This is a genomic window from uncultured Roseibium sp. (genome assembly GCF_947494555.1).
Lineage (GTDB): Bacteria > Pseudomonadota > Alphaproteobacteria > Rhizobiales > Stappiaceae > Roseibium.
The window spans coordinates 1,069,666-1,093,591 of record NZ_CANLVF010000001.1 but is presented as its reverse complement, the minus strand read 5'-3'; the positions used below and the strand labels follow the sequence as shown (position 1 = coordinate 1,093,591).

At 56.5% G+C, this 23,926-nt stretch carries 24 protein-coding genes; 9 read left to right on the top strand and 15 right to left on the bottom strand.

Going from position 1 to position 23,926, the window contains the following annotated elements; all coding sequences use genetic code 11:
• Window positions 1-21: 21 nt before the first annotated feature.
• Together Q0915_RS04950 and Q0915_RS04945 are read right to left on the bottom strand one after the other, a co-directional pair.
• Complete coding sequence (locus tag Q0915_RS04950) at window positions 22-963, bottom strand: ABC transporter substrate-binding protein (RefSeq protein ID WP_299474083.1); 942 nt, start codon at window positions 961-963, stop codon at window positions 22-24.
• Window positions 964-1,011: 48 nt separating this feature from the next.
• Window positions 1,012-2,034: an ABC transporter permease gene (locus Q0915_RS04945; RefSeq protein ID WP_299474080.1), complete on the bottom strand. Its 1,023-nt coding sequence runs from the start codon at window positions 2,032-2,034 to the stop codon at window positions 1,012-1,014.
• Window positions 2,035-2,171: 137 nt separating this feature from the next.
• Between Q0915_RS04945 and Q0915_RS04940 the strand changes: the two genes are divergently transcribed.
• Window positions 2,172-3,074, top strand: a complete 903-nt coding sequence (locus Q0915_RS04940; RefSeq protein ID WP_299474077.1) for a GntR family transcriptional regulator — start codon at window positions 2,172-2,174, stop codon at window positions 3,072-3,074.
• Window positions 3,075-3,144: 70 nt separating this feature from the next.
• Here the strand turns inward: Q0915_RS04940 and Q0915_RS04935 are convergent, their stop codons facing one another.
• Window positions 3,145-4,272, bottom strand: coding sequence for a mannitol dehydrogenase family protein (locus tag Q0915_RS04935; protein ID WP_299474074.1), 1,128 nt, complete (start codon window positions 4,270-4,272; stop codon window positions 3,145-3,147).
• Between the two features lie 270 nt (window positions 4,273-4,542).
• On the opposite strand from Q0915_RS04935, the gene Q0915_RS04930 reads away from it, so the two are divergent.
• Both Q0915_RS04930 and Q0915_RS04925 read left to right on the top strand, forming a co-directional pair.
• A complete protein-coding gene (locus Q0915_RS04930) occupies window positions 4,543-5,211 on the top strand; it encodes a GntR family transcriptional regulator (protein ID WP_299474071.1) in 669 nt (222 codons plus the stop codon).
• 206 nt (window positions 5,212-5,417) lie between these two features.
• Window positions 5,418-6,362, top strand: a complete 945-nt coding sequence (locus tag Q0915_RS04925) for a hypothetical protein (protein ID WP_299474069.1) — start codon at window positions 5,418-5,420, stop codon at window positions 6,360-6,362.
• Between the two features lie 391 nt (window positions 6,363-6,753).
• Here the strand turns inward: Q0915_RS04925 and Q0915_RS04920 are convergent, their stop codons facing one another.
• The 7 genes from Q0915_RS04920 to Q0915_RS04890 are packed head-to-tail and all read right to left on the bottom strand — an operon-like array spanning window position 6,754 to window position 12,668.
• Complete coding sequence (locus tag Q0915_RS04920; protein ID WP_299474066.1) at window positions 6,754-7,623, bottom strand: dioxygenase; 870 nt, start codon at window positions 7,621-7,623, stop codon at window positions 6,754-6,756.
• A gap of 11 nt (window positions 7,624-7,634) precedes the next feature.
• On the bottom strand, window positions 7,635-8,942 hold the full coding sequence (locus Q0915_RS04915; RefSeq protein ID WP_299474063.1) for a TRAP transporter large permease: 1,308 nt from the start codon (window positions 8,940-8,942) through the stop codon (window positions 7,635-7,637).
• The gene (locus Q0915_RS04910) at window positions 8,939-9,499 is read right to left on the bottom strand and encodes a TRAP transporter small permease (RefSeq protein ID WP_299474060.1); all 561 of its coding nucleotides are present in this window, start codon (window positions 9,497-9,499) and stop codon (window positions 8,939-8,941) included. Before Q0915_RS04910 ends, Q0915_RS04915 begins: the two co-directional genes overlap by 4 nt.
• A 29-nt stretch (window positions 9,500-9,528) precedes the next feature.
• Window positions 9,529-10,614: a C4-dicarboxylate TRAP transporter substrate-binding protein gene (locus tag Q0915_RS04905; RefSeq protein ID WP_299474057.1), complete on the bottom strand. Its 1,086-nt coding sequence runs from the start codon at window positions 10,612-10,614 to the stop codon at window positions 9,529-9,531.
• Window positions 10,615-10,643: 29 nt separating this feature from the next.
• Window positions 10,644-11,099: an OsmC family protein gene (locus tag Q0915_RS04900; protein WP_299474054.1), complete on the bottom strand. Its 456-nt coding sequence runs from the start codon at window positions 11,097-11,099 to the stop codon at window positions 10,644-10,646.
• Between the two features lie 10 nt (window positions 11,100-11,109).
• A complete protein-coding gene (locus Q0915_RS04895) occupies window positions 11,110-11,790 on the bottom strand; it encodes a malonic semialdehyde reductase (RefSeq protein ID WP_299474051.1) in 681 nt (226 codons plus the stop codon).
• Window positions 11,787-12,668, bottom strand: coding sequence for a fumarylacetoacetate hydrolase family protein (locus tag Q0915_RS04890; protein ID WP_299474048.1), 882 nt, complete (start codon window positions 12,666-12,668; stop codon window positions 11,787-11,789). Before Q0915_RS04890 ends, Q0915_RS04895 begins: the two co-directional genes overlap by 4 nt.
• A gap of 102 nt (window positions 12,669-12,770) precedes the next feature.
• Between Q0915_RS04890 and Q0915_RS04885 the strand changes: the two genes are divergently transcribed.
• From Q0915_RS04885 to Q0915_RS04870, 4 genes are all read left to right on the top strand, one after another.
• Window positions 12,771-13,157 carry a YciI family protein gene (locus Q0915_RS04885; protein WP_299474045.1) on the top strand — a complete coding sequence of 129 codons (387 nt, stop codon included), beginning with the start codon at window positions 12,771-12,773 and terminating at the stop codon, window positions 13,155-13,157.
• A gap of 183 nt (window positions 13,158-13,340) precedes the next feature.
• On the top strand, window positions 13,341-14,618 hold the full coding sequence (locus Q0915_RS04880) for a malonyl-CoA decarboxylase (protein ID WP_299474042.1): 1,278 nt from the start codon (window positions 13,341-13,343) through the stop codon (window positions 14,616-14,618).
• 113 nt (window positions 14,619-14,731) lie between these two features.
• Entirely contained in the window at window positions 14,732-15,790 is a 1,059-nt protein-coding gene (locus Q0915_RS04875; protein ID WP_299474039.1) for an MBL fold metallo-hydrolase, read from the top strand.
• A gap of 223 nt (window positions 15,791-16,013) precedes the next feature.
• Window positions 16,014-17,702 carry a TrkA C-terminal domain-containing protein gene (locus Q0915_RS04870; protein ID WP_299474036.1) on the top strand — a complete coding sequence of 563 codons (1,689 nt, stop codon included), beginning with the start codon at window positions 16,014-16,016 and terminating at the stop codon, window positions 17,700-17,702.
• 106 nt (window positions 17,703-17,808) lie between these two features.
• Here the strand turns inward: Q0915_RS04870 and Q0915_RS04865 are convergent, their stop codons facing one another.
• Together Q0915_RS04865 and Q0915_RS04860 are read right to left on the bottom strand one after the other, a co-directional pair.
• Window positions 17,809-19,443: a hypothetical protein gene (locus Q0915_RS04865; RefSeq protein ID WP_299474033.1), complete on the bottom strand. Its 1,635-nt coding sequence runs from the start codon at window positions 19,441-19,443 to the stop codon at window positions 17,809-17,811.
• 86 nt (window positions 19,444-19,529) lie between these two features.
• Window positions 19,530-20,510, bottom strand: coding sequence for a 2-oxoglutarate and iron-dependent oxygenase domain-containing protein (locus tag Q0915_RS04860; RefSeq protein WP_299474030.1), 981 nt, complete (start codon window positions 20,508-20,510; stop codon window positions 19,530-19,532).
• 366 nt (window positions 20,511-20,876) lie between these two features.
• Between Q0915_RS04860 and Q0915_RS04855 the strand changes: the two genes are divergently transcribed.
• Window positions 20,877-21,263, top strand: coding sequence for a helix-turn-helix transcriptional regulator (locus Q0915_RS04855; protein ID WP_299474027.1), 387 nt, complete (start codon window positions 20,877-20,879; stop codon window positions 21,261-21,263).
• A 20-nt stretch (window positions 21,264-21,283) separates the two neighbouring features.
• Window positions 21,284-21,547, top strand: coding sequence for a hypothetical protein (locus tag Q0915_RS04850; protein ID WP_299474024.1), 264 nt, complete (start codon window positions 21,284-21,286; stop codon window positions 21,545-21,547).
• 55 nt (window positions 21,548-21,602) lie between these two features.
• Here Q0915_RS04850 and Q0915_RS04845 read toward each other — a convergent pair whose 3' ends face one another.
• The 3 genes from Q0915_RS04845 to Q0915_RS04835 form a co-directional block, all read right to left on the bottom strand.
• Window positions 21,603-21,884, bottom strand: coding sequence for a hypothetical protein (locus Q0915_RS04845; protein WP_299474021.1), 282 nt, complete (start codon window positions 21,882-21,884; stop codon window positions 21,603-21,605).
• Window positions 21,885-21,942: 58 nt separating this feature from the next.
• Window positions 21,943-22,701: a hypothetical protein gene (locus Q0915_RS04840; protein ID WP_299474018.1), complete on the bottom strand. Its 759-nt coding sequence runs from the start codon at window positions 22,699-22,701 to the stop codon at window positions 21,943-21,945.
• Between the two features lie 279 nt (window positions 22,702-22,980).
• Window positions 22,981-23,919, bottom strand: coding sequence for an acetamidase/formamidase family protein (locus Q0915_RS04835; protein WP_299474015.1), 939 nt, complete (start codon window positions 23,917-23,919; stop codon window positions 22,981-22,983).
• Between the last annotated feature and the right edge of the window lie 7 nt (window positions 23,920-23,926).

Sequence of the window (23,926 nt, the reverse complement as noted above, 5' to 3'; positions counted from 1 at the left end):
CCCCCGGCAAGTTGGGACTGATCAGTAAAGGACGTTTTGAACTTCCGGCTTATCGATGTTGTCCTTGGTGGCCAGAACGACACCCGTGTCGATGAACTCAGGCACACTCTCGCCGTTCATGAGTTTCAATACGGTCTGCACGCCGAGTTCGCCCATCTGGAATGAGCCCTGGACAGCCGTTCCGGCAAGGGTTCCGTCCTTGACGAAGTCCTGAAGGTCGGTGTTGCCGTCAAAGCCGAGAGCCGTGATGCTTCCTGCCTTGCCCGCCTGCACGATCGCGCGTCCCATGCCGATGGCCGTCGGCTCGTTGGCGCCGAAGATGCCGACGAGGTCGTCATTCGCCGCAAGAACATCAGTGGTCTGGTTCAGCGCGGTCGCCATCTGCGACTGCGAGTAGAACGGGCCGACGATTTCGATGTCGGACTTCTCGTTGATCCGCTCCACGAAACATCCCACGCGCCCGATTTCCGAGCCGACGCCGGCTACATAAGACATGACGGCGACTTTGCCCTTGGAGCCAACTTCCGACAGCATTTTGTCGGCGACGAGCTGACCTGCCGCACAATTGTCCGTGGAAAGGAAGGCCTGGAAAAATTCCTTGCCGTTCTCGGCAAGACCTGAGTCGATAATGACGACCGGAATTTGCGCTTCGAATGCCTTTTTCACAGCCGGAACGAGCGCTTCCGGATCGGAAGGTGCGAGCACGATGCCGGAAACACCCCGGTTCACCGCGTTTTCAACCAGGTTCACCTGATCGGCAATGGCCGATTCCGAGGCCGGGCCGTTGAAGCTCATCGTATGTGCTTCCTGTCCGCCAATGGCGGCGCTCGCGCCTTTGTTCACGTTCTGCCAGAAGTTTGAATTGGTGGTCTTGACGATGACCGCGATTTCGCCGGCATGCGACGCCGCGGCGGTAAGCGCAAGCGCGCTTGCCATCACCATGGTTGAAATCAGCTTCTTCATAATGTTCTCCTCCGTTCGAAGTCTCGCTGGTATCAAGGGTCCGGCTTGTCAGCGCCGGTTTCGGATCTGATCGACGTAGACCGCCAGAATGACGATCACTCCGATCACGATTTGCTGGATGAATGCGGATACGCCCGCCATGTTGAGGCCATTGCGTAAGACGCCGATGATGAATGCGCCGATCATGGTGCCGGATATGTTGCCAACGCCGCCCATGAGCGATGCGCCCCCGATGACCGCCGCCGCGATCGCATCGAGCTCGTACATCACCCCTTCGTTGGGCTGCACGGTCACCAATCTCGACATCAGGACATTCCCGGCGAGCCCCGCCAGGGCGCCTGACAGCGTATAGGCAAAGATCTTGGTCCGATCGACGAGGACGCCCGAAAGGCGCGCTGCCTCCTCGTTCGATCCTGTCGCATAAATATGCCGTCCGACTTGACGCCTGTTGAGTAGATAGGCGGCGGCGATTGCCACGACGGCAAGCAGGATTGCGGGATAGGGAATTCCCGGGAAAACGACCTTCGGAAAAATGCCGCCGGTCTTCTCGACGATCCTGAACAGCGAACCGTTGCCTAAAGTGCCGAAGGCCTCTCCCAGCCTGGAAATCGGCGCGGCTCCGGTCAACTGCAAGGCGACGCCGCGCGCGATCAGCATCATGCCGAGAGTGGCGACGAAGGGCGTTATCCGCATTTTGGTGACGACGAAACCGTTGACGAGACCACAGGTGGCGCCTGCGACGATTCCAAGAGCCATGGCCGGAGCAGTCGGGACACCCGCCTTGATGGAAAGACCTGTCACAACACCGGAAAGCGCAAGAACGGAGCCGACGCTGAGATCAATCCCGCCGGTGATGATCACCATGGTCATGCCGATGCCGAGAAGCCCTATCACCGACGTCTGAAGCAGGACCGTAAGCCCGTTATTGACCGTGAGAAAGGCATCGTTGCCGAACGAAAACGCAATCGCCAGCGCCACGAGGGTCAGGATTGCGGACAGCTTGTGAAACGAACCGGTCGATAGTCTGAAAGCCGACGGCACCGGATACGTCCCCCTGTCAAGATTCGCCATAAATCCTCCCGGGCGAACATTGAATTTAATTATTAAAAACAAACTGACATTTGATGTTCAGCTCGTCAATTGTTTTTTATTAAATTATACCAAACAAGAGAATTGTTCTTCGAACCGAATGTGCTAACCTCTTTTCCATGGCCCGGACTGACGACCGATTTCGAAGCGCTTACAATAAGTTGCTGGATATTTGCACCCAAATGGAAGTTGGTGGGCAACTTCCGGCTGAGGCCGTTTTGGCTGATCGTATGGAGGTCAGCCGAACGATTATACGCTCCGCCCTGCAAAGATTGGATACGGAAAACCTGATCCAGTGGGAAGGACGCCGGAAGACACTGATAAAACAGCCCGAAGCTCGGCACCGGCTGTCACAATCGGAAAGCACACCGACGGGAGAAGAGCTCGAAAAACGGTTCCTGGAGTGGATCCTTCGGTTCGATGTCCCGGCCGGGACCGCGCTCAATATCGCGCAACTTTCGCGTCAGTTCGGTGTTCCGGCCCACAGCCTCCAGGAATTTCTGTCCGGATTGAGCCGGTTCGGACTCGTTGAGCGTGGCTCCAAAGGCGGATGGATTCTCTCCGGATTTACCGCGGAATTTGCGATCGAGCTTTCGGATTTCCGGCTTGTGCTGGAAATGAACGCCATTCGTCATCTGCTCTCTCTTCCGCAAGACCACGAAATCTGGGGAAAGCTGAAAGAGGTCAGAGCCGAACATATCGCGCTTCGAAAGGATCTGAAGAAGCGGTACCACGATTTTTCGACGCTGGACGGAAAGTTTCACGCAACGGTCAACAGCGTTGTCAAAAACCGCTTCGTGCTCGAGGCGCAGAAACTGATATCCCTGATTTTTCATTATCACTACATGTGGGACAAGCGCGACGAACTTGAGCGCAACGCGGCCGCGATCGAAGAACACCTGGAGTGGATCGATGCGATGCTGGCCCGTGATATGGGCGGATCGGAAGAAGCCGCTCTCAAGCACTTGAGACGGTCAAAGGAAACGCTTCTGGCATCCCTGAAGAACCACAAGCTGGCCTGAGATCCCGAGTTCTGGACCTTGCGTCCCGGACAGCACGCCGGAGCATGTCACCGCATTTCAATGCGGCTGTTCAGGGCAGCATATGGACGGTTGCCGGCGCTGCTGCGATCTCTTCCAGACGCGGCGCGTCGAAATCCGGATCGGCTTCGCGCACCCAGGACAGGAAGGACGCGATCCTGCGCTTGACCTTTTCCGTATGGTTCTGAGCGATGTCGGCCAGCTTGTGATCCAGAAAGGGGTTCTTGAAACGATCGAGCGTGGTCGCGACATAGTCTTCTGCTTCGCGCCCTCGCCCGTGCGCACCAAACCCGGGAACGACCTCGCTTGCATAAAGCTCTTCCAGATCCGCACAGACTGCCGGATCGTTCAACATATCCCGAACATACCTGTGCTGACTTCCGCCCGCGCCGAGCCATCGCGACACGAGAAAAGTGTGGCCGAGATTGAGCACAAAGAGCTTGAGTGTCTCGGCCTCTTCGAGACTGGCAACGACCTTGATGCGGCGATGCTCGCAGGGCAGCACCAGCCCCGGCTGATCTTCGACTGCCCATAAGGAGTAGGGTTCGGCGACGGCGCCCGCGGGCTCCAGAGGCTCCGATACAATCCTGTCGACAAGCGAGTTCACCCACACGACATCGCGTTCAAGCCAGTCGCGGAACGCCGCAGGATAAAGGTCGGAGATGGTGAAGACGAGATCGCGCAGCACTGCACCGTTGTGCGGAACCAGTTCGGTCGGCATGACCTGTATCGGCGCCCCGTGTGCCTCGAAACGCCGGAATAACAGCCATGTCAGCTTTGCCGGATAAGACATGTCCTGCGAATATTTGGCGGCCTTGTCGGCCTCTCGCGGTCTGAACCCAGCATCGGCCGTGTTTGAGAGGATTACGCGGGCCTGATCGCTGACGATCTCGCTCACCTGTTCCAGGTCGTCAGGCAAAGACAGGGTCCTGACGATACTTGTGACACGCGCGGTGGTGTCCACAAGCTGCCCGTGCTCGATACCCCTGACGCGCACATCATAGCCTTCGTCAGCTGCGAGCGCCTTTAGTCGGCGGGACCGGCTCGGATCGCCGCTGCTTTGAACCACCGTAATCGGTCCGAGCGCCCTGCCCTTTTTCAACGCCTCGGACACATACAGGTCTGCATGCGCCTGCAGGAAGCGGCTTGTGCCGAACTGTACAATTGGGGTGTGGGGCATATCGACTCCGAGCTGAACTATTTTGTTCATTATTATTTTGTACAAAAATGGTCAATCGAAATGCGGCAATCTGTTCTTTTTGCCTCGCCGCAGGGTGCGAATGCCCTGTTTGCGCAAGGTCAATCCGGATGTGCAGCGCCTTGACGAGAAGTGTCGTGCATAACTGTTGATTTTTTCCCCGAACAAATTGACTTGATCTAAAGACGTATCATCCTAGTTAAAACTGGAAAAGGTCATAGAATATCGATATTATTTGGCATGGCGATAAAAATGCACATTGATCCCGCGCAAGAACCATCGGCGACCCAACGCGCCTATCTTGCTATCCGCAGAATGATCCTGATCGGTGAGCTGGCACCGGGCGAAAAACTCAAGATCGAAAAACTGCGCACCATCCTGGAGATGGGAGGCTCGCCGATCCGCGAAGCGCTGACGCTGCTCGTGTCGGACCTGCTGGTCGAACGCCTTGATCAGCGCGGCTTTCGTACAGCAGAAATCAGTCCCTCGAACTTTGCCGAAATCCTCAATCTGCGCTGTCACCTTGAAGAAATGGCGCTGCGGGAAAGTTTATCCGCGGCGGATCATGCCTGGGAAGACAGGCTCGTCATCTCTCACCACCGCATGATGCGTGAACCGCGCGCCAATGTTGAACGCTTCGAGGAGCTTCACAAGGCCTTTCACATGAACCTTTTGAGCGCCTGTCACTCGCCGGTGCTCCTCAAGTTCTGCAACCAGCTTTACGACCTCAACATTCGCTATCGGTATCTGGCCGGCCGCGCCCTCAACTATTCTTCCCGCGATATCGGCAAGGAACACACCGACATCATGAACGCAGCCGTCGACCGGGACGCCGACACAGCGTGCCGTCTCCTGCTTGATCACTACCGCAACACTGGCGCGTTTCTGGAAAAGCACTTTACGACCGAAGCCGCCGAGTAGGCCAATTCGTCAGACAGGAAAAGCGGGGGGCACTCGTGGTTGGCGGCACGATGCTACGCCAGCGCGAACCCGGACGTTGACTGCCACAGCGGATAAGATCGGCTCCGAGCCCAAAATGGACCCACGCCTAGGCTAGATATTGACTTTAAAGTTTACGCGCGACAAATTATGTCATCGAGACGAGAAGCCAAAAGGGATGCGCCATAATGAAGTACGTGCTTGTAGGCGCCCTGTTGGTAACTGCGACAGTTGGAGCATCAGCCCAGGCAGCCACTTTCACAACTGGGCTTGCCACAGAAACAAATCCGGGTCTGTTTGATTGCGGGCCTAAATCGCGCGCCAGTGCGGTTGGGGAAATCGCATCCGACGATGGCACGGTCTGGACAGTGCCCGCCTCCACAAACTACGGAAAGGTTCCGTTTGCATCCGACCTCTTCAATGAATGCGGAGGCGACCAATTGGGTTCCCTGGCCGAGCTCGATCTGGAAAGCGTGCCAATTATGGATGCGGGAGGTGAAGAGGTATTCACAGCTTACGTCTTCGCCGACAATTACTTCGAGTTATACGTAAATTGTACACTAATTGCCGTTGATGAAGTCCCGTTCACTAAATTCAACTCGAACGTTGTTCGCTTCAAAGCGGAGCGCCCGGTGACGCTGGCCGTCATGATGGTGGATTGGGAAGAGAACCTTGGCCTTGGCTCGGAAGATAACCGTGGCAAAGCCTTCCATCCGGGCGATGGCGGACTGGTTGCCCATGTTCAGGATGCTAACGGCGTGACGGCTGCAATCACGGACAAAAGTTGGCGCGCGCAAACATTTTACACGTCCCCTTTGAACGATCGTGGTTGCCTCATTGTCGATGGTCAATCCCGTGACAGTTCTGCGTGCAGTGTGGAGGGTGTAGATGATGCAAAGGGTTATTCAGCGGCACATTGGGCCGTTCCACCGGACTGGATGATGCCGTCTTTCGATGATAGCAACTGGCCGAATGCTGCGACATTCACCAATGACACGGTTGGCGTCAAAAACAAAAAAGCTTTCACGAACTTCGAGGACATATTTGACACGCCTGGCGCGGATGCAGACTTTATCTGGTCATCAAACCTCGTCCTCGACAATCTTGTTCTGTTACGCAAGTCGATAGAGTAATCCCGTCCTTTGCGCTCGCGTTTTATTGCGTCACGCAACTTTTTCTTGCGTCTGTAGCTATGCTCTTTCATTGCACCATCCCATGGGTGCAGCGAATCCAATGCCGGAGAGCAGTCATATATTCTAGTAGCGAGAAAAGCCGGATTCGTCCGCATTGCAGACCTTGAATAACTTTTGAGCAAGCGGCAGGTGCGCGAAAATGGCTCTTCATGCTGGAAAGCCATCGCAGCAGACATGTAAAACCTGTCAGGTGCCAAAATCTTGGATAGTGCCGTTGCAATGGCAGGCGATCCCCAGCGCACAGCGCTTGCAAGTCCAAACGTGCAACTCCGCTGCCGGTCGCAAGCGACCCGGCTGGATTGATCCGTTCGCAAGAGGCTCCGTCGCAGTCTTATTCCCGAACGAGAACCAGGTCGAAATCCGCGAGCAGATAAGGGTCTTCGACTTTTCCGGAAAGCGCGTACCCTTCGGCAGGGAATGAGTCCGCCGGTTGTTCGACATAAGTCATGACAAGATCCTCGCGCACGCCGAAAACCGTATCCTCATCCAGATAAGGATCATCGTCGGGGAAAATCTCCGTCACAAGCGTTTTAAAGCCTGGCGCCTTGACGATGTAGTGCAGATGAGACGGGCGCCACGGGTGCCGGCCGCTTGCGTTCAGGATGTCGCCGACCGGGCCGTCGCTCGGAACCGTATAGCTGACCGGTTTGACCGTCGTGAAGCCGTAAGTCCCGTCCTTGCCCGTTGTCTGAATTCCGTGGAACGAATAGGTGTCCTGCTCCGGATCCTGGCTGGAGTACATCCCATTGGGAGCCGTTTGCCATATATCCAGTTCCGCGCCTTCGATCGGGTTTCCGTCCCCGTCCCGGATTGTGCCCTTTGCCAGCAACACCTGGCCCTGAAAATCGCGGCGCATGTCGCCGCCAATGGCAAGCGGTGGAGCTCCTGTAATGTGGAACGGGCCAAGCACGCTTGAAGAGGTGCCCTTGGGGCTTGAATGCAGCATGTCGACCAGCGACGACAGCCCCAGCACGTCGGACAGCAGCACAAACTCATGACGCTCCGCGTCCGAAATATTGCCGGCCGATTCCAGGAACTCGATGCCCTTGCGCCATTCATCGTGTGTCAGGTTGGTCTCACGCGCAAAGTCATGCAAATGCGTGACGAGACTTTGAAGGATTTCCTTCAGTCGGGGGTCCGTGTCCGGACCGAAATAGCCCATGAAGACATCGGTGATGTTGTCTTTGGTGACGTGACGCATGGATGCACCTTTTAGTTCAGAATTGCCAGGCTGAGTGACGGCCAGCGGATCAGCGCGACCAGGACGATCAACATTACCAGCGCAAAGGGAAACGCGCCGACAAATACGTCCTTCAGCGAAATGCGCGGATCGTTCAGCGTGGCCTTGATAACAAAGCAGGATATGCCGAGCGGTGGGGTCAGGAGACCGATTTCGGCACCGACAACGGTTACGATACCGAACCAGACAAGCGACAGCCCCATCGGCTCCACCAGCGGCAGAAACAGCGGAACCACAATCAGAATGATCGACGCCGTATCGAGGATCGTTCCAAGGAAGATCATCAGGAGCACATAGATGAACATGATCCAGAAGAAGGTCAGCTGCGTGTCGGTCAGAAGATCACCAAGTTCGTTCGGCAGACCGGCAAGCCCGAGCATGCGGCTATAGATCGAAGCTGCCGTGATCAGGAACAGGATCGATGCGGTGATGTGACCGGTTTCAAGGAGCGCCTGCCAGAGCGTCTTCAGTGTGAGCTTCTTGCGGAATGCCGCAATCAACAGACCAAGCAGCGATCCGGCCGCCCCCGCCTCGACCGGTGTCAGCCAGCCGGTGTAGATGCCGCCGAGAACGGCAACGATCAGGACTAAGGTCGGAAGCGTCTTGTCGGCGATTTCGGCAAGTGACATCCATTCCGTCTCGTCTGCCGGGCGTCCGCCTACATATTTCGGCGTCAGCCGTCCCATCAGGAAAATCGCGACGACATAGGCGGCGGCAAGCAGAATGCCTGGAATTACTCCGGCCAGGAACATGTCCCCGACGCTCTGCTCCGCGACGAACGAGTAGATGATCAGCATCGCTGACGGCGGAATGATCATGCCGAGAACGGACGATCCCGCGACAACACCCACCGCAAAGCGCGGATTGTAGTCGAAGGCCAGCATCTGCGGGACGGAGACCTTGGAAAACACGGAGGCAGAGGCAATCGAGGATCCGGTCACCGCCGCAAACACCGCATTGGCGCCGACGGTTGCCATGCCGATGCCGCCCTTGACCTTGCGAAAGCCGGAATTCATTACCGTATAGATGTCCGCACCGAGACCTGCCTTGGAGACAATCAGCCCCATGAATGTGAAGAGCGGCACCGTCGCAAACGTGTATTCCATCACGCTGTCGCCGATGGCAATTTTCAGCAGGTTGATGGCCAGGTCGAAATTGTCGCGCATCAGCAGGATGGAGACGAAGGACACCAGGCCAAGCGCGATCGGAATGTAGACGCCGAGATAAACCAGAACGACAATCGCGACGACCGACAGAATACCAATTTCAAATGGTGTCACGTGGTTTCCTCTGGATGTTCGTTGAGACGGACAGGATCAACCCTTTCGTCCGGCATGAGGACCTTGATGAAGAACAAGATCATGCAGAGAAGCGAACTTAAGAAGATCGTCAGCTTGATCGGCCACCACGGTGCGGTGAAAATGCCCGGAACTCCGAAAAAGTCCTTTGTTTCATACATTTCAACGAATTCAGGCCAGATCGCGTAAGCGACCAGCAGCATGAAGACGCCCGACACGAAGTTGATCGTGCGCCGGATCGAATCCGCAGCATGCGGCCGTGTTGTTGACAGGATGGTCAGGAAGCCGTCGGACCGTGTCAGCCGGTTCATGCGCACGACGTCAGGCAGCTGGAAAAAAACGATCAGAACCATGGAGAACTGAACCACCTCGTACGCCCCGCGGAACGGGGCGTTGAAGAGGCCGCGCGCCACAACGTCGTAATTCACGATCAGAACCAGGGCGAGCACGATGAGGGTGCCAACTGCGTTTGCGCCGATGGCAACCCAGTTGGCAAGTTTGATAAGGGCGCGAACGCCAGAGTGAAGTGGACGCAGCATTCCGGCGCTCCCGCTCATTCATTCGGCGGTTACTGAGAGAGTTCCGCTGACCAGTCGCGGGTCGGCGTATAGCCCGCATCCTGAAGTTTGGTCATGTAGGCCTTGAGCATGTCGCTGCCCGGTTCGCCCTTAGCGTCCAGATCGGCGGCCCACTCAACGGCAAGGTTGGGAATTGCTGCTGCCCAGGCTTCACGCTCCGAAGGATCCATTTCCACGATCGTGCCTCCGGATTCGACAAACTTGTCACGGCTGGCCTGCGCCCGGTCCATGGCGATCCCGGCAACATGATCACGATACTCCACCGCGACTTCCAGGAGGACGTTTTTCACTTCATCGGGCAGACCGTCCCAGTAGTCCTTGTTGACGGTGATTGTCTTCGAATTCACCGCACCCAGGTCGGCCTTGAGCATGTAGGGGGCCACTTCGGCAATCTTGAACGTGCTGGCAGCTTCCGGCCACAGCATGGCTTTGTCGACCAGTCCGGTCTGCAGCATGTTGTAGAAATCGGTCAGGCCGCCACGCACGCCTGCGGCCCCGTCGATGCCCTCAAGATAGCGCAGGTTCATGCCGGCACCCGCAACCTTCTTGCCTTCCAGATCGGAAATGTTGCTGATCGGTTCCTTGGAGAACACCTGGTAGGTGTCGAGCACCACACCGGTCGCCAGGTAGACCTGGTTCTGTTTTTCGAATTCCTTTTGCATTGTCGGGAATTCCTTGGCGATCTCGTCGACCGCCTTGGCGACAGCGCGCGAATCCGGTGCGACGAATGGAGTGACCGCGGAAATCGCCTGACTTGGCAGCTTCGACGAATGGAAGATCGTTGTCACGATGCCGATGTCACCAAGACCCAGCTTGATACCTTCAAGCACGCCTTTGGGCTTGACGATGGAACCGCCGTAGCTTTCCTGCCAGTCCATCTTGTAATTGCCGGTTTCGGCAAGACGCTTATCGACTTCGGGAATGAAAAAGTTTGTGAACTCCTTCACCCAAAGCGCACGCGCCGGATAGCCGTCAATCACGACAGCCTTGATGGTCTCAGTCGCGAATGCAGGCATCGACGACGCGCTCAGGAGCGCCAGTGCCAGAGCACTCCGTCTTGTCATTTTTCCAATCATGGCATTCTCCTCCCAAAGAAACGGAACGATCAGGCTTTCTCCCAGATCGTTTCAAGTGTGGTCCCCGACTGTTCAAAAAGCTTGGACAAGGGACAGTATTTGGCGACTTCGGAGCCGACACGTGCAAGGTCTTGCTCCGTCGCGGTCCCGTCGCTCTTGACCACCTGGCGCAACGCAACGAAGGGAACGTCTATTTCCTCTTCCAGCGTGACACCGCGACGGTCGAATTCGCAGGTGATTTCAATATTCAGATGTCCGATATCGACACCCAGTTTGCTTGCGCATTTGTTGCCGATGACATTTGTGCACCCGGCGAGCGCAGCAAGCGCCGTTTCCGTCGGTGCCGGACCCAGATTGGTACCGCCGCGCGCTTCCGGCTCGTCGATCGATATTGTGAGGTCGCGAATGTCAACATCGGTTCGAGAGTGGCTTACTCCGGTGCCTCTGGAACGCAATTTGACTATTGTCTTTTCTCTCAAGGCCATGGTTGCAACCTCACAGAAACTTGCAGGCTTTTTCGAACGGAAGACGCGGCAGCTTTTGAAACAGAGCTGTTTCGTCCGCATAGCCGAAATTGCACAGAAAGTTTGATTTGAGCGTTGTTCCGGAAAAGAACTCCGCATCGACGATCTGATTGGAAAAGCCGGACATTGCACCGACATCAAGCCCGAGCGCGCGCGCCGCGATCATGAAGTAGGCCCCCTGGAGCGTACCGTTCCGAAATGCGGTCGCTTCGGAATGTTCCGGTTTGCCCTCAAAATGCGGGCGCCTGTCTTCGTGCGGGAAGAGGTAGGGCAGCTCTTTCCAGAACTCGAGGTCGTGGGCGATGATGACCGTCGCCGGCGCGGACATCATCTTGTCGATGTTCTTGTCTTTCAGGGCCTTGGCAAGACGCGTCTTGGCCTCGTCACTCTCGACGAAATAAAACCGCGCCGGACATGTGTTCATGCTGGTCGGCCCGGCAGCCGTGATCTCGTAAATCGTCTCCAGAACCTCTCTCGGCACAGGCCTGTCCTGCCACGCGTAATGGGATCTGGCAGTGCGCAGGATCAGGTCGATGCCATCATCGTCAAGCCTGCCGATCCTCTCGCGGAGATCGCGTATATGGGCATGCGCTTCAGCGCGAAGTTTCTCCAGCGCCGCACCGGTGGGTGCTTGGGACGCGGCCATCGTCATTCCGCAGCCTCCGTCGCAGCCACATCCTCTTCGGCGACAACGGGATTGGCGCAGATGCCAATGCCTTCGATCTCCACTTCCACAATTTCACCAGGCTTCAACCAGCGCTGTGGTGTCTTGGCATGCCCCACACCGGGAGGGGTGCCCATCGCAAGCATGTCGCCGGCTTCAAGCGTCGCGAATTCGGAAATGGTCGAAATCGTCCGGGCGACACTCCAGAGCATGTCGGACGTTGTTGCACTTTGAAGAATTTCGGAACCGACCCGGGACTCGATCTTCAACCCGTCGGCACCTTCCGGCAATTCGTCCGGCGTCACGATAACGGGACCAACGGGCCCTGTTGCATCGAAATTCTTTCCTGGTGTCCATTGATGGGTCTTGCGCTGGTACTCACGCACCGAGCCATCGTTGAATATCGTGTAGCCGAAGACGTGATCAAGGGCATCCTGCTCGCTGATATGCTTGCCGCCCTTCCCGATGATGGTCATCAGTTCAGCTTCATAGTCCAGCTGGTCCGAGCAGCTCGGCCGGATCATCTGCGCACCGGCAGGTATCATCGACGTTGTACAGCGCATGAACAAGGCAGGATAGGACGGGACGGCATAACCGCCTTCCTTGATATGATCGACATAATTCAGCCCGAGGCAAATGATCTTGCCGGGACGCTCAACCGGAAGCCCCGGTGTCAATGACGCGACCGGCTCCGCGTCGGTGCTGTCCTTGCGTGCCAGGACATCCTTCAGTTCAACGCGCCCCTCGATCAGCGCCATCAGATCCGTTCCGACATTTCCGTCAATCGCGGTGAGGTTCCAGGCCCATTCTCCCTCGACGAGAAAGACGCCCTGCCCCGACACACCAGTCCCTACCAAAAATCGCATACCAGCCTCGGTGTTTCCATATTTTTTATTACTTTGACGACTATTTTTAAGATTGTCAAATAATATCGATTTTTTTATTCTAATGGAAACTGGAGGTGAAATATGCCGAAATGGATCGACTACAAACGCATGGCAAAGGAGCGAGGCGCTCTCGCCCTGGAGCTCTACATCGTGAACACAGTGCCCGCAGGACCGGACGCGGATGTGCCCGGAACTCTGCCGGATCACCTGGCCTATCAGGCGAAAATGGAGCAGCAAGGCAAACTTGCCTTCGCAGGTCCTGTTTCCGACTTTTCAGGTGAGGATCTGAATGGCGAAGGCATGATCATTTACCGCGCTGCATCGCTCGAAGAGGCACGCAGCTTTGCCGAAGAGGACCCGATGCACAAATCGGGGGTGAGAACATTCACGATCCGGCGCTGGCTGATCAATGAGGGCAGCTTCACACTGTCTGTCGGCCTGTCGGGACAAAGGGTCGAACTGGCCTGAGTGTTTCAAGTGGCAGTGCCAGCATTCACCATAAGGGCAATTGGGCGAAGCGCTCTGCTGTCGTATGATTTCAAGCCGACGCGTGGGGCGCATGACAGGCACAACGCGTCGGATACGCGCGCCAAAGCTTCTGCCGATTCATCCGGAACGCTTTGACGGCAAACCAGCGCCCTGGAGAGACTTATGACGATTCTCGGTGACCTGCTGTCGACTATTTTCGAGCGCCGGTACCTTATGGCCGCGTTCGATAAATCTGACTCGCGCACAATGGAGGAATTGATCGGTGCGCTCGTCGGTGCAACCGGCGAAGTAACGGGCCTGTCGGCCGCCAATCAGATCCTGAAGCGCTACATGGACATGAGCGACGAGGAAAAGCTGAGCTTCTTTCATCACCTTGCCAGTGACATGAATATCGACCCGGAAGAGGTTCGCACCGCACTGGAAGCTTATGAAGCCGAGCCGAGCAAACAGACCTATCGCACATTCATGGCCGCCGTTGAACCGCAGCGGCAGGAACTGATCCGCAGGCTGAACCAGATTCCGGGCGCAACGGAGACCCTGGTGCAGATGCGTGCCGATCTGTTGCGGCTCGGCAAAACCGATCCGAAACTTCAGGCACTGGACCAGGATTTCCGGCACCTGCTCATGTCGTGGTTCAATCGCGGATTTCTTGTTTTGCGCCCTATCAGCTGGGAAAGCCCGGCGCACATCCTCGAAAAGATCATCGCCTATGAATCCGTCCATGAAATCGCCAGCTGGGAAGATCTGCGCAGCAGGCTCGTCCCAGGTGACCGAAGGTGCTTTGCATTCTTTCACCCGACAATGCCGGACGAACCGCTCATCTTTGTCGAAGTTGCGCTAACAAGCGATGTACCGGGATCGATCCAGGGCCTTCTGACAGAGGACCGTGAAGCGATTGCAGCAGAGACTGCAAAAACCGCCGTGTTTTATTCGATTTCAAACTGCCAGGCGGGACTTGCCGGCATATCCTTCGGCAATTCGTTGATCAAACAGGTCGCAGCAGACCTTGCTGCGGAACTGCCGGGGTTGAAGACGTTCGTAACCCTGTCTCCCATTCCAGGCCTGATGAACTGGCTCAAACTGGAAGACATTCCGTTTCTGCGCGCCGATGCAAAACAGATCAGGTTGCTTGCCGCTCATTATCTGGTGTCCGCCAAAAGGCAGGATGGATTGCCGCTGGACCCAGTCGCGCGGTTTCATCTCGGCAATGGGGCAATGATCCACGCAGTGCATGCCGAGGCGGACACTTCCCCGAAGGGGTATGCCCAGTCGGCCGGGGCGATGGTGAACTACCTTTATGATCTCAACAAGGTGGCCCAGAACCACGAACGGTTCGCAACCACCCAGGAAATCGCTTCTTCAGGCGAAATCCGAAACCTGGATGCTGCCGCCAGGAAACTGGATCTCAGGAAACAGGAAAACGAACAGGCCACCGCCTGATCGTCCACCCCTCTCAAACAAGCAGACGCCCGCGATCCATCGATGAAAATTTGCATGATTTCCTAAAATCGATATTATTGTAATATAACAATATAAATCGATGGGAGGAAATCATGTCACGGATGCTGTTGGGAGTTGTTCTGGCCGGCGCGGCACTGTTTGCACCTGTTGGCGCTATGGCAGACACATGTCTGAAGGTTACCTTGACGGGTACACAGGGCGGACCGCCGGTCTTCAAGGGTCAGGCCGGGGCCGGCACGCTTGTGCAGTACGGTACGGTCGAAAACAAATGCAATGACGTGAGACTGCAATTCGACACCGGCCGCGGCACAACCCAACGTCTGAGCGAAGCCGGCGTGCCCGTGGGCCGAATCGACGCTGTTTTTCTGACACATCTGCATTCGGATCACACCGAAGGGTTTGCAGACATGATGCAACTGCGCTGGCACTTCAACTCGCAAGGTCCCAAGGTCGATCTGGTCTGTAGCGAAGAGACCAAGTCACCGCTCGGCTTTGCCCTGAGCTGCGCCCGCTTCGCCAGACATATCGGCGATCCGTTGATCCAATCAGGCGAAATCGCGCAGCGGCTTGCCGAAAACAAGAAACGGCTCCCCGGCGGCCCGGCGGAACTGATTGCCGTAAAGGATTTTGCGCCCGAGGAAGAACCGAAAGAAGTCTGGTCAAAGGGAGACGTGAAGGTCAGCGCAATCCGCTCTACCCATATTGCAGGACACGCGTCTTACCGGGTCGATACGCCTGCCGGAAGCGTCGTTGTCGGCGGCGATGCAGGCAACGATATTCGCAAGCCACCGCGTGAAACGTCCACGTCAAACCAGGTCGAGAAGCTGGCGAATGGCGCGGACATTGTCGTTCACTCGACAATTCATCCTGTCATGGGACCGGATGGTGGCACAGGCTTTCCGCCACCGATCTACTTCCGGCAAAGCAATGCGACGGACCTTGGGCATCTCGCCAAGCGGGCTGGTGTAAAGCACCTGATGCTGACGCATCTGATCCCGCCCGTCGGAGCCCCACGACAGGGCCCTTACAAGCTGCCGAATGGCGCACTGACGGAGGCTGATTACCGCTCGGCCGTAACTGAGAGCGGCTTTGAAGGCGAGACGGTTGTCGGAAGCGACCTTGCCTCTGTGACTTTGACCCAGGCGAACTGAATCTCCCGAAATCGCCTGCGTTCAATGGACCGGTTCTGCACTGTCGGAACCGGTCTTTTGTTTTGCACGACAGTCTCAAGCTGCCCGGAACCACTCGCCTCGCCATTATTTTGACGCAACAGGCGCGCAGGAGGTGTCTCGATTTTCAACCCTCCGTTTTCGACGGTTTCGTGATAAGGCCAAATCTCGGGCGGTCTGCCCGGGGCAAAACAAGACACCGTGCATGACCATCGATTTCTCGCAGATCTTTCACCAGGATTCCGTGCTCGTGATCTTCACGATCATCGCGATCGGCTACCTTATCGGAAACATCCGGGTCGCCAGGTTTGAAATCGGGGTCACTGGCGGTGTCCTGCTTTGCGCGCTCCTGTTCGGACACTACGGTTACAAGATCGATCCGATTGTGCAGTCGATCGGTTTTACGCTGTTCATCTATTCGGTCGGCTGGCAGGCAGGACCGCAAATCCTGAATGTGCTGCGTCAGGACGGTCCGAAATACCTGGTCCTGACAATATTTATGGCCGGAGGCTCGTTTCTGCTCGTGCTCGGTATTGCCTGGGTCACCCGCCTTTCCAATGCCTTCTCGGCGGGTTTGATGGCCGGCAGCCTGACCAGCACGCCAACGCTGGTCGGTGCGCAAAATGCGGTCTCATCCGGTCTGGTGTCTTCACCAGGGGGTGAAACCGCGAGCACGCTTATCGAGAATATCAGTGTCGCTTACGCGATAACTTACATTTTCGGAACAGTTGGTCTTCTCCTCATCGTCAAACTGTTGCCGAGTTTCCTGCGCGTAGATCTCGCCGCGGCAGCGGAAACGTTTGCCAGCGAGCGCGGTTTCAAGGCGGAAAATGTGGACGAGAAGGTCGAACGGCCGATCCTGCGTGCCTATGAAATCACCGATCCGGACCTTCATGGGCTTACAATTGCTCAGGCATTGGTTGCCAGAACCGCAAAAGATATCAGTGTCAGGTCACTTTATCGTCTGAAACGTGGCGTCGAACTCATTGATCCGGACCCGAACACCGTGATCGAAGTGGGTGACAAGGTTGCCGTTTTCGCAACGCCGGAAGAACATGCCAAGGCACGCGATCTTTACAACCTCGGCGCCGAAGTTCTGGATCGGGACCTGATCGACGCGGTTGTCGATGTCGCGGAAGTCGTTGTGACCAACCCAAGTGCCGTGGGCCACTCGCTCGAGCAGCTTGGCATCTACGAGCGGCACGGCTGTTATCTGATCCGCATCACGCGATCGCAAATCCAGTTGCCGCTTGCCCAGGGAACGGTGGTGCAACGTGGCGACGTGATGATCCTGACCGGCGAAAGACGCGCTCTTGATCGCGCTATCGCAGAGATCGGAGCTGAAGACCGAAAAGCGGTTGAAACGGACCTTCTAACCTTCGCCGCCGGCATCGTCTTCGGCCTGATACTCGGTCAGATAACGGTGAAGGTCGGGGACATAAACGTCGGTATCGGAACCGCCGGAGGCCTGCTCGTTGCGGGTATCTGCGTCGGCTTCCTGCGCGCGAACCGCCCAACGTTCGGCCGCATGCCGGCGGCGGCCCGCTTCATTTTGATGGAACTCGGACTGCTGCTCTTCATGGTCGGCGTTGGTCTGAATGCGGGAGGCGGCATCGCCTCGGCGCTTGGATCTGTCGGACCTGTTCTCTTCCTTTCAGGCGTGGTCGTAACCTGTCTGCCGCTTTTGTGCGGTTATGTGTTCGGGCGTTTGGCCCTCGGCATGAATCCCGCGCTTCTGCTCGGAGCACTTACCGGCGCCATGACGAGCACGCCTGCCCTCGGCATTGTACAGCAAGCAGCCAAGAGCACGGTTCCCGCGCTCGGATATGCAGGTACTTATGCGCTGGCGAATGTCCTTTTGACCCTCGCCGGCACGATGATCATGCTGCTTTAGAGAATTCTCCTCTGCCCTGTCCCGAGCCCCCAAAAGGCAATTGCGGGATGTAGCCCGGTTCAAGCACGGGGCAGCAGAAAGTTGCAGCGAAGCTGGGGAATGCCAACTAAGGTTTCGGACGCCCGGACAGTGCTGCCGTCAGGCGCGCATCCTCCAGATAAGGGTCGTTGCCGAAACGGATCAGGCCTTGCCTCTGCACCCATACCGACTGGTGCGACACAACGGCCATGAGACCGCCACGCGCAGGAAAGGTCACCGTGTCCTGCCTGGAAATCCGGTCCGCTATTCCATCGACAGGCAGAACGCGCGGCTCGATGATCTGGTCGAGAATTTCTATGCCGTTGACGATCCCGAACGCGGTTTTCGGCAGATAGGGATTGCAGAAAAGACCCTCGTCCGGCGCGGCGGCGAGATCGAAAAGCTGCAGTCTTTGTTCCTGTCGAAGCCGGTAGGCATATTGCCCGAGAGGATTTTCGATGGAAGCCGGCAGATAGAGGGCATACTGCTCCCGGTTGCTGGCACGCTCAATGTCACGCAGGCTGGCTTCCTTCCAGGGAAGCGCATCAAGAGGGACGTCGGCACCGCTTCGTTTCAGGTAGTAGCCGGCTGCCTCCACCTGTTCCGGATCCTTTCTGAGACGCGGCAACAGTTCCTTGCCGAAAAACTCCCAGGGCACCTGCCATGTCGGATGAAAGGTAACGGCTTCGATGGTCGTTGCCAGTGTCGTATGGTTCCGGTCCGGGCAATTCGGAAAGGCCTCGCCTTCCCGCACAACGCGTCCGTTTTCCAGAAAGACGTAGCTGTTCTCACCCTTGTTGATGAAGAGTTGCAAACGCGCATATTCGTTTGGCAGCCAGCGTATCCGCTCCATGGCGTTGGTCAGTTGCTCGATCCGCCGATCGATCGGGATATTGAGTGCCCTGATCAGTTCTGGCGAAATTTCACCCGATATTTCCAAACCGTACTGCAAGCGGGCTTGGCCGACGGCAAATGCCAGACGCTTGTCGAACACAGGATCGTCGGATGCTTTGCTGAGAAGACCATCTTCAAAAAGGCGCTGACGAAGGATCGGCACGCGCGGATCACTGGTCCCGGCTTCGAGGGGCTCTCCCGGTTCCACGTAGCTAAAGCCACCATTTTGCCGAACGGATTGAAGATGTTGCAAATGCCCTTTCAAACGCCTGTAGGTGTCGTCCTGCGGTTGCCACACGTCAATGAAGGCTTCAAGCCCCCCGGAAGACACCAGCCGCGACAGAGCATCAACGGCGTCGATTGAATTCGACGGCATATAGGCATCCGGATAGAGGACCCTTGGAGACACGCGCCCCGCCCTGAGATCGTGGGCAAAATCGAGAAAATGTCCCGTGTACAAAAGCTCGACCCAGGCGATGTCCGACGGCGACGAAGTGCTGTTGAGCGCGGCAACCGCGTCTTGCAGAACTGCGGGTGGATAATCCTCGGGCCGCAGTCCTTCGCGCTGCGCCGCCTCCATACTCTGCACCAGTTCCAGACTGCGCGGTTCGTCCAACCAGAGCACCTGCCCCTGTTCTGAACTGTAAAACTGAGAGATTTCCTGACGTCGTTTTTCAACGATCAGCGGCAGTCTTTCAGGTTTCGACAACAGCCAGCGCACATTTTCAAGAACATCGTTCGCCCGCGCAGGCACCGCAGTGGCCAAAAGAGCTGCGAAGGCCACGATCCAAAGCCTTGGAAGACAACGCAATACCCTGTCCACATTCATGATCTGATCGCCTTCCTCATTAGGTTTTCTCGCTGGAGGCCGTCTATCTGGGTTTTTACGTCAGGAATTGCCTTGTGGATGTAAGCTCAGGCTTCGCCTCGTGCGCCCGCGCCCGGCGTCACGTGCTCATAGGTTGCGTCGAGCCTGGCACGCAAATAGTCGGCGCCCGAGATTGCGGGATATTTCGCAGGCCTTGTCTCCGACATGCACCCGGGCAGACAGGAAACGTCTGCCTCCGGGTTCGGATCGAGGAAAAAGGCGATCGAATACCGTTCCGATCCGCCCTTGTTGACGACACGGTGAGGTGTCGACACATAGATGTCGTTCGACCAGCGCATCAGGCAGTCGCCAATATTGCAAATGAATGTGCCGTCGATTGTCGGTGCTTTCAACCAGACGCCGTCGCGCCTGCGCACTTCAAGACCACCAACGGCATCCGGGAGCAAAAGCGTGATGTTTCCATAGTCGGTGTGCTCGCCGGCGCCGATCTGCCCCTCACCCGCTGTCTCCGGGTGCGGTGGATAGTGCAGGAGCCTGAGGGTCGCCATCGGTGCGTCCAGCTTGTCTTCAAAGAAGGTGGCGTCGGCTCCAAGATCCACAGCGATCGCGCGGTGCATTTCGCGCCCGAGCGCCCAAACCGCATCAAAATAGGAAAGAAGCGTTTCTTTCCAGTGCGGAATATCCGGCCATTGATTGAGAGCCCGAAACGGATCGTTCGCGATGATGCTCGGATCGTCTGCCGCCAGATCCAAACCAATGTTGAACGCCTCCTTCAGATCCGGTGGCGTGTTCGGGTCGAGATTCTCTCCCTCATGCGGAACATACCCGCGGTTGGTTTTGAAAAAGTCTTTCGTCAGCTGCATTTTTTGATCAAGTGGCAGCGCAAAGAGCGCATGCGACGCCGAAAATGCAGCCTCAATCAGTGAGGCTTCAACTCCGTGGTTCTTCACGTAGAAAAAGCCAATATCGCGAGCGGCTCTGCCGATCTCGTCTGCGACCGTTTGCAGTCCGCCGGAAGCATCGTCAAGAAGCGGTTTCAGATCGATGACGGGAATATCGCTTGGCATAGCTTCCTGTTGCGATAGTTGAACAAAGCAGGCCGGCGGTTCGAATAACAGGCTGTGACGCATCTGTGCTTATCGACCCGCACGCGGTTACCTTCGCACAGCAACACGCCGCGTCAAGAAGAATTGGGCTTCACTGAAAAGGGCGTTTGTGAGCCGCCACCAGTTCTGTTTCGACCGCTGCCGCACCGAAGTCTTCGCTCTGAAGGCATGTTGTCCTGGCAGGAAGAAGGTGATTTCCGGCGTTAAGGAACTTCACAGAAAGGTGCGGCAGCGAGGCTTGAGGCGTCGACTCTCAGGTTGCAAAAATATGCCGCATCGCGTAATTGTCATTCATAATTTAGTAACCTTTGTTACAGGACGCGTAACATGGAATCACCTGTGGGTGAAATTGACTTCGACGTCACAACCTGGGCGAACAAAGCCATCGAAGCGAGCGGTAAAAAGAATACAGAGGTCGCAGATCTCTTGTGTCTGACCCCTGCGTCCGTTTCCCGTATTCGTAAGGGAAAACAGGCGCTGAGCGCGGAACACATGCTGCTTCTATCGCGGGAACTGAAAGCCCCGCTGCCTGGCGAAATTCCCCAGGAACCGAGCCGGGACCGGCAGTGTCTGGACAAGGAGCTTTACCTGAAAGCTCTCGAGAGTGTCGTCGAACAGAACGACAGGAAACCGGCACACCAACGCATGAACCAGTTTGAAATTCTGGAAAGCGTTTTTTTCGTATACGAGGCCCTCGTCAAACTGAAAAAGTAAACTGTAAACGGTAAAAAATCATGAGTGTGCAGGACTTTACAAAAGAACAACTTGAGTTTCTGGAGCTATTTGAAATTGCCGCCAGATACGACTGTCTCTATCTGTTGGACTTTCACTGTTTCAACATGTTTAACCACGATCAAACCAGTCTTTTGACGGACGCGGAACGCGCAGAACTTGCCGTTGAGGCAAGAAGCGACATTTTCGCAGAAGCAATCCAACGTGGTTTTCAGCCGAACCCGGGACCCTTCGGACAGATCGATGAGCAACAATACCTTTGTTGAACCGCTTCCGCTCTCGCACGTCGAAAATGGACTTGCCGGTGAGCGGGCGCAGTTTCTACTGAATACCTGGATGGAAAATCGCGGCGTCATGATCCGGGACAGCCGGATGACCAAGTTGAGCCCCTGGCTGCTTTTGACCCTTCCATCCGCCAAACAGGGTGATGTTCCCAAAATCACCTTCGCCGGAAACCAGACGACGTTTCGGCGCTTCTTCCCGCACGCGCTCGACCCTGATGCGCCCAAGCCAGCGACGAGCTTTCTTCCGCAGGTCTATCGTAAAGGTGTTGCCGACGCCTACCAGACTGCCTTTAGAGGCGAGCCCTGGCTGGACATCCAACGGACCGGAAACCGCCTTGGCGCTGGTGTCCCCGATATGACCTTGCAGCGGCTGCTCGTCAGGTTTGAGACCCGTTCGGGGATTGTTCGAATATTCTGTCTGATGGAACTGCTGGAAATCCACGAGCGACGCGATCTATCAGATCACACACGTCATCCGCTGTATTCCCGGCAAAAATCAGATTGGCATCCAGCGTACCAGGCAGCGGCTCTTCCCAATTCAGGGCATGGTGCGAACATCTGGTAAAACCGCATTCGCGCCAGAACCCGTCCAGGAACGTGTGCCCCTGGATCCAGCCGTAATAGAAACCAGCGCCCCAATCGTGCAGCGCCTCGATTTGGGCGAGCTGGTTCAAAAGCCCGCCAAGCTTGTGCCGGCGCCACTCGCGCGCGACATAAGTTCCGCCCAGATACACCACATCCCCGGTGATCCTGCGTCCAACGCGCGGCTGATTCTGTGACAACACCACCTGACCACCCAGCGCGTTCGGATAGCACCTGTGAAAGTATTTTCGCCAGAAGTCCGTAAGTGTCATCGGATATTCCATGCGGTCAAACCGGGCACAGACCCGCCCGACCATCTTTCCGGCCGGGTCAGTGAGGGCCAGCCAGAACGCTTGCGACGGCGTATAGGTATTGAGTGTCGGCGTGAAATGTCCTTCCAGCGGTGGAAATCTGCTTTCTGCGGCCATTGCTTCCACGACGTCGAAGTCGGAACCGCGGCGCAAAACAAGACCGAGACTTTGAAAGTCCCGATCTATCACGCCCCAGGCACGCTTTACCTGCGCCTTGTCCAACTCAAAATCCAGTCTTTGCATGAAATGCCCAGCCTGATCGACGTCCGATTACACCAAACGCAATTTTGTATTGCGTCATACTTAACAACCAGTGCAATCGCATAGGTTGCAGCATCCCCGTTAAATGGTATCAGAGTCGTCACTTTGTTTGGCGTGCGCCGCACGACGTTAAACAGGATTTTTTTGCGCAAAGCATGTTCTGAGCCGTCGCCTCCCGAACCGGATACAAACGACTGGCATTCAGGATCGCATGACGCGAACTTGGCATTGCGCCTGAATTAATCACGAGACAAGCGGACGTTAGTCCAGAACACTCTTTGGAAAATAGAAGGAAACAGTCCAATTGGGCATGTCGACGATTTCCGAAATGCGAAGATCGCCGCAGACCGAGCACAGCATGTAGGCATCGAGCGCGCTCATCCCGGTTGATGCTGCAACCCAGTCAACCATTCCCGATACCGCGTCCCGGGCAGCCTGCATCAGATCCTCGCCGATCCCGGTTGTTGCCTTATAGCCCTTGGCATCGAAATGCCGCGTCACCGGTCCGTCGGTTTCAAAGCGGGGAAACGCATAGTTCGCCTGCTTGACCAAATCCACCTTGATCGCGACATCCATCGGGCTTTCAATCGCCGTTCCGCAGATTTCGCCATCCCCCTGGGCCGCATGAGTGTCTCCAAGCGACAGCATGCCACCGGCAACCTCGACCGGCAGGTAAAGCGTTGTTCCGACGGCATTGTCCCGGATATCCAGGTTGCCCCCGACACGGCGCGGCGGTACCACAGAGTGTAGTCCGGGTTCTGCGAGTGCGAGCCCGATCGTGCCGACGAAGGGCTTTAAGGGGACAGTCCCGCCTGGCCCGTAAAGTGCGGGATTCATCGAGACGGAATCGTATTTCCAGATATGCAGCGCCGGGTCCGGAAACTGGTCCGTCAGTAGCCCGAAGCCTGGAATGTTGGCCGTCCAGCCCCAGCCGGATGGTTTGAAATCCAGAAAGGTGATCGCAACGGCATCGCCCGGTTCGGCCCCCTCTATGAAGATCGGACCCGTGACCGGGTTAACCTTGTCGAAGCTCAGATTGCCGAGGTCGGCAACCGTCGAATTCGCATTGAACTGGCCGCCCGAGCTGTCGATCGTCTCCACTTCGATGGTTTCGCCGGGTGCGACGCTCAGGATCGGATCGATCGAATTGTCCCAGCCGAAATGGTGCGCGTGCTTGTGGATCGTGTGATTGCAGGCCACGTCTTCC

What these genes read in the sequence shown, in the direction of transcription:
- Q0915_RS04950 (WP_299474083.1), bottom strand. Translation starts at nt 963, where the DNA reads ATGAAGAAGCTGATTTCAACCATGGTGATGGCAAGCGCGCTTGCGCTT.
- Q0915_RS04945 (WP_299474080.1), bottom strand. Translation starts at nt 2,034, where the DNA reads ATGGCGAATCTTGACAGGGGGACGTATCCGGTGCCGTCGGCTTTCAGA.
- Q0915_RS04940 (WP_299474077.1), top strand. Translation starts at nt 2,172, where the DNA reads ATGGCCCGGACTGACGACCGATTTCGAAGCGCTTACAATAAGTTGCTG.
- Q0915_RS04935 (WP_299474074.1), bottom strand. Translation starts at nt 4,272, where the DNA reads ATGCCCCACACCCCAATTGTACAGTTCGGCACAAGCCGCTTCCTGCAG.
- Q0915_RS04930 (WP_299474071.1), top strand. Translation starts at nt 4,543, where the DNA reads ATGCACATTGATCCCGCGCAAGAACCATCGGCGACCCAACGCGCCTAT.
- Q0915_RS04925 (WP_299474069.1), top strand. Translation starts at nt 5,418, where the DNA reads ATGAAGTACGTGCTTGTAGGCGCCCTGTTGGTAACTGCGACAGTTGGA.
- Q0915_RS04920 (WP_299474066.1), bottom strand. Translation starts at nt 7,623, where the DNA reads ATGCGTCACGTCACCAAAGACAACATCACCGATGTCTTCATGGGCTAT.
- Q0915_RS04910 (WP_299474060.1), bottom strand. Translation starts at nt 9,499, where the DNA reads ATGCTGCGTCCACTTCACTCTGGCGTTCGCGCCCTTATCAAACTTGCC.
- Q0915_RS04905 (WP_299474057.1), bottom strand. Translation starts at nt 10,614, where the DNA reads ATGATTGGAAAAATGACAAGACGGAGTGCTCTGGCACTGGCGCTCCTG.
- Q0915_RS04900 (WP_299474054.1), bottom strand. Translation starts at nt 11,099, where the DNA reads ATGGCCTTGAGAGAAAAGACAATAGTCAAATTGCGTTCCAGAGGCACC.
- Q0915_RS04895 (WP_299474051.1), bottom strand. Translation starts at nt 11,790, where the DNA reads ATGACGATGGCCGCGTCCCAAGCACCCACCGGTGCGGCGCTGGAGAAA.
- Q0915_RS04890 (WP_299474048.1), bottom strand. Translation starts at nt 12,668, where the DNA reads ATGCGATTTTTGGTAGGGACTGGTGTGTCGGGGCAGGGCGTCTTTCTC.
- Q0915_RS04885 (WP_299474045.1), top strand. Translation starts at nt 12,771, where the DNA reads ATGCCGAAATGGATCGACTACAAACGCATGGCAAAGGAGCGAGGCGCT.
- Q0915_RS04880 (WP_299474042.1), top strand. Translation starts at nt 13,341, where the DNA reads ATGACGATTCTCGGTGACCTGCTGTCGACTATTTTCGAGCGCCGGTAC.
- Q0915_RS04875 (WP_299474039.1), top strand. Translation starts at nt 14,732, where the DNA reads ATGTCACGGATGCTGTTGGGAGTTGTTCTGGCCGGCGCGGCACTGTTT.
- Q0915_RS04870 (WP_299474036.1), top strand. Translation starts at nt 16,014, where the DNA reads ATGACCATCGATTTCTCGCAGATCTTTCACCAGGATTCCGTGCTCGTG.
- Q0915_RS04865 (WP_299474033.1), bottom strand. Translation starts at nt 19,443, where the DNA reads ATGAATGTGGACAGGGTATTGCGTTGTCTTCCAAGGCTTTGGATCGTG.
- Q0915_RS04860 (WP_299474030.1), bottom strand. Translation starts at nt 20,510, where the DNA reads ATGCCAAGCGATATTCCCGTCATCGATCTGAAACCGCTTCTTGACGAT.
- Q0915_RS04855 (WP_299474027.1), top strand. Translation starts at nt 20,877, where the DNA reads ATGGAATCACCTGTGGGTGAAATTGACTTCGACGTCACAACCTGGGCG.
- Q0915_RS04850 (WP_299474024.1), top strand. Translation starts at nt 21,284, where the DNA reads ATGAGTGTGCAGGACTTTACAAAAGAACAACTTGAGTTTCTGGAGCTA.
- Q0915_RS04840 (WP_299474018.1), bottom strand. Translation starts at nt 22,701, where the DNA reads ATGCAAAGACTGGATTTTGAGTTGGACAAGGCGCAGGTAAAGCGTGCC.